Below are 4254 nucleotides of genomic sequence, written 5' to 3'. Positions count from 1 at the left end.
GCCGATAGGTGCTTCCGAAAGCATCGCATACGGCAGATGCAGGATCCGTTCGAAGGTCTTGTTGCCGACAATGGCATCGATACGGCCTCCGAGATAGGACTGGAGCAGCGTCTTGGTTTTCCTGAGGGCGATTTCGCATAGCAGGATGATCGAAATCCCGATTGCCATCGTCACGAGCACGTCCGCCGACTTGGCGCCCATTGCCTTGTCGTAGATGGCCATGATGAACAGGGGGGGCGCGAGTGCCAGGATGTTCAGGATGAAGCTCAGGAGCAGGATCGAGAGAAGACTGCCGCGAAATTTCTTGGTGACCGCTGAGAACCAGGAGCGGCCGTTGTGGGCCTGAAGTTCTTCTTCCTCGTCCTCGAACGCCAGATAAAGCTCGCTTTTATGGATTTCACCGGCCGAAAGAATGACGGCCGCCCCGTCCTTTCCCGAGTAAGCTCGAAAGTCGCCTGCCTCAGTCCGCCCGACCAGGATTTGAACGTCTTCCGCCGTCTGCCGGAGACAGGGAAGCTGCGCGGGCGCCAGAGCTGAAGCAGCCATCCGGAACGGGACGGTCTTGACGTTGAGCCGGTTCAGAACCATGCGCAGGTTCTGGAAGGTCTCAATACGATCGAAGTGCGGCAAGGCCTCAAATAGCAGACGGTCGCTACCTTGCCAGTTCAACTCCTTCAGCAGTGGTACGAGGCATTCTTCGGCTGGTGCAGACCGGGTGCCTGGAGCCGCCTGACAACCATTCCGGGATGACGCAGCGTTCAATTCGTCCGTCAGGTTGCGAAGTTGCCGGTGCACCGCGTTGTCGCCGTCCCCGAAGTCTTCGATGTTAAAAAGGGATCTGGTCATGCAGACACTCCCACATTGCCAGTGGGGGCCGCAGGTTTGACCGAAGCTACTTTCAGGATCTTTCCGTCTCGCAGTTCATACTGATGATCCGCGACGGCCAGCATTGACGGCCGGTGACTGATGATGATGACTGTCAGATACCCTTTCAGCCGGGTCAACGCCTCTATCAGTCCTTTTTCAGCCTGCTGATCGAGCTGGGCATTCGCCTCATCGAGAATGAGGATCTTCGGTTCCCCGGCCAGGGCTCGGGCAAGACAGATCCGCTGTAGCGTGGAGGTGGGAACCTTGCCGGCAAGATCCGACCCCAGCTGTGTATCGTAGCCCTTCGGCAGCAGGTGAATTTCCTTCTCCAGGCCGATCAGCTTTGCAGCCATTCTTGCGTGAGCGATGTCGGCAACCGCGCCGAACATGGTTATGTTTTCAAGGATCGTACCGTTGAATATGGCCGATTGGTTGTCGACGTAGGCGACCGTCTTGCGCAAGGCGTGTTCATGAAGGCCGCGATAGTCGTGACCGCCAATGACAACCTTGCCGGTTGACGGAGCGATTTCGCCGGTCAGCAGCTTCATGAGGGTCGATTTTCCGCTTCCATCGGCTCCGCTAAAGCCGACGTACTGACCGGTTTCAATCGTGAGGTTGAGGTCGGCGAACTTGGTGCGGGCAGCATCTTTCCGACTTACCGAAACATTGACGAGCCTGATGGAGCCGTCCGTATCGACAGTGAGACGTTCCTGTCGCGGCACTTCCGGCAGGCTGAAGAGCTCGTTGACCTGCTGGTAATCGTACTTCAGGCGCTGCATGTCGGTGAGCTGGTTGATAGCCCGAAGGAAAGGCTGGATGAATTGTCCCGACAGCAAGGTGCTCGCAGCGACGGCCCCGATGCTGAAGCTGCCGTAGATCACCATGAGCGCGCCGGCAAGAACCACGCAGATGGTTGTCAGTGTTCCGAACAGGGAGGCGGCGTCCCGCGACTGACCGGAAAGGCGCATGTATTTGGCACTGAGCCTTGCCGCAGCCTTCTGGAGCCGTTCGAAGCGACGCACGATCAGTGCTTCCATGGCCTGAGACTTGACGGTCTTGGCGCCGGTCAGGACTTCCAGAATGAAGTCGGACTTCCTGTCGTCCTGCTCCGCACGATCGGCCACGACCTGCTGCAGGACCTTGTTCCGGCGCAACGAGACCAGCATGAAGGCCCCGAGAAGGCAGACCGGAACAAGTGCCAACGGACCGGAAATAAAGATCAGCACCGCCAGAAATATCGCCCCGGCCGGAAGATCAATCGCAAGGAGGCGTCCCTGGTCTCCGTAATGGTCGGAAATGGATTGCAGTGAGCGAAGCTGGTGCACCTGAACGGAAACCGGTGTCTTGGCAAACCGGGCCGGCTTCACCTCAAGGACCCGCCGGAAGAGCTCCATGTGCGCCAGGTGATTAAAATTCGCCCCAAGGCGGCCGACGACCGCCGCGCGGGCGATCTTGACGGCAGCATCAATGAGCAGGGTGACGATCACCCCCAGCACAAGAACCAGCAGTGTGTCGGTGGCGGCGTTTGGCAAAACCCGGTCGTAAACCTGGAGAATGGCCAAGGGCATCGCCAAGCTCATGATGTTGGCAAAGATTGAAGCCAGAACAACTTCAGAGGGCAAGCCGGGCGAGGAAATCGTCTTCCCGGACAAGGAATGCCGCAACCTGAAGCGAGGCAGAAAGAAAAATGAATACACCGATTTAGACATCAATGACCCGGAGTCGTGTGCGCACTCCTTCAAATTGTCCGTTACGGGTTTAAAAAGCGTTTACCCTAGCGTGTTGTTTCGAAATTTTATCGGAACTAACCTTCAGAATTTTCTTTAAATTTTTCACTTTATTAAGGACGGTTGCGTTCATTGGCAGTGTCGGAAATTGTGCGGAAGTGCGACCGAAATGGCCAGCAATACAGAAAACCGGGATCAGCAGAACAATGACCGCCATGACGGGGCGGCATCCGGAGGCGGCACGACACTCTCGTCGGACAGTGCGCTCCATTCGGGTGTTCTCGACAAGCGGGACCAGCACCTCGACAAGGCGCACGACTATCACCTGGATCAGGATTTGGGTGAATCCATGGAGCGGGTTACTTCGAACCTGCACCTGGGAAGCACTCAGGAAACTCCCTTGCATGGCCTGGAGGAGATGGAAAGCCGCGGTGCGTCCGAACAGCTCGCCATCCACCCTCTTAATTCCTCGACCGAACACGTTTTTGCGCCCCTCCCCGACTTTGATGCCGACGGGCCCGCTTCGCGCCAGGGCAGACCCGAAGCCGAAACGGTGGAGCACATTCGCACCGAAGTCCGCTACGAGGATGGTGACCAGCCGGCTGCCGCAAAAGAACCCGCCGTCATTCACGCAAAGCAAGCGGATGACATTGCATCACAACCGGCAGCCGGTGCCGAGCTCGCCCAAAATAGTTCGGTGCCACAAACCTCTGCGGCGGCAGCGTCAGACGACCTTCCGGCAGAAGGCGCGATCGACTCCGATCTTTCTGCCGTTACGGATGTCGATTCGGCTGAGAATGCAGTCGATGAAAACGCCGCTCTTGGATCGTCGACAGGAATTCAGGCATCATCCCGTGTGGCTGAGGGGGCCTCTGTGACCTATAGCCTGATCGAGGACGCCGGCGGTCTGTTCTCGATCGACCCGACGACGGGAATTGTTTCCGTCGCAGGTGACCTGGATGCCGAGACGGCAGGTCAGCATGAAATCGTCGTTCTGGCGACGGCATCAGATGGGGCGACACAATCGGAAAGTTTTACGATTTCCATTCGAGACGTGGATGAATATGACGTAACACCAGTTACGCACGTTGGTGGAGACATCGGCCCGATCTCGGAACATGCTTCTGGCGGGGAAGCCACTGGCATCGTCGTGACTGCAGACGACAAGGATGTCACTGATACGGTTGCCTACACGGTCGACGATCCCCGGTTCGTAATCGACGAACAAGGCATTGTCACCGTGGCAGAAGGTGCGCAATTCGACGCGGAAACCGAAGGCACGGTTTCCATAACTATTACAGCAACTTCGACGGATGGGTCACAATCTTCCCAGACCTTTGACCTCACGATTTCCGACGTCGATGAATATGACGTTTCCGCCGTGACCGATACGGATGCTTCGGACAACGCCATCGCCGAAGATGCCGCTGCCGGTACCCAGGTCGGCATCACGGCGCTGGCCACCGATGGGGATGTGACCGACACGGTTACCTATACGGTCTCGGACAGCCGCTTCACAGTCGATGCCAACGGTGTGGTCACAGTGGCTGCGGGGGCGTCCTTCGATGCGGAGACTGAAGGCTCCATCGCTGTCACGGTGACGGCAACGTCTACCGATGGCTCGACCTCGTCGGAGACCTTCACGGTTGCCGTCTCGGAC

4 protein-coding genes are annotated in these 4254 nt (G+C 57.7%); 2 read left to right on the top strand and 2 right to left on the bottom strand.

Going from position 1 to position 4254, the window contains the following annotated elements; all coding sequences use genetic code 11:
- Together ACQY7U_RS23795 and ACQY7U_RS23790 are read right to left on the bottom strand one after the other, a co-directional pair.
- On the bottom strand, window positions 1-846 hold an 846-nt coding region (locus ACQY7U_RS23795), incomplete at its 3' end, for a hypothetical protein (RefSeq protein WP_428650311.1).
- Window positions 843-2429, bottom strand: a complete 1587-nt coding sequence (locus ACQY7U_RS23790; protein ID WP_428650309.1) for a peptidase domain-containing ABC transporter — start codon at window positions 2427-2429, stop codon at window positions 843-845. The genes ACQY7U_RS23795 and ACQY7U_RS23790, both read right to left, overlap by 4 nt.
- On the opposite strand from ACQY7U_RS23790, the gene ACQY7U_RS23785 reads away from it, so the two are divergent.
- Both ACQY7U_RS23785 and ACQY7U_RS23780 read left to right on the top strand, forming a co-directional pair.
- Window positions 2422-2694 carry a hypothetical protein gene (locus ACQY7U_RS23785; protein ID WP_428650306.1) on the top strand — a complete coding sequence of 91 codons (273 nt, stop codon included), beginning with the start codon at window positions 2422-2424 and terminating at the stop codon, window positions 2692-2694. The two genes, ACQY7U_RS23790 and ACQY7U_RS23785, sit on opposite strands and share 8 nt — an antisense overlap.
- Window positions 2695-2763: 69 nt before the next feature.
- A partial coding sequence (locus ACQY7U_RS23780; RefSeq protein ID WP_428650304.1) for a cadherin repeat domain-containing protein occupies window positions 2764-4254 on the top strand: 1491 nt, incomplete at its 3' end.

Origin of the sequence: Roseibium sp., assembly GCF_050301095.1 — a bacterium.
GTDB lineage: Bacteria > Pseudomonadota > Alphaproteobacteria > Rhizobiales > Stappiaceae > Roseibium.
The sequence above is the reverse complement of the archived record's forward strand: the minus strand, read 5'-3'. Positions and strand labels throughout refer to the sequence as shown.

Bases quoted from the DNA above. Each gene is read 5' to 3' on its own strand.
- ACQY7U_RS23785 (WP_428650306.1), top strand. From the start codon at position 2,422: ATGGCCAAGGGCATCGCCAAGCTCATGATGTTGGCAAAGATTGAAGCC.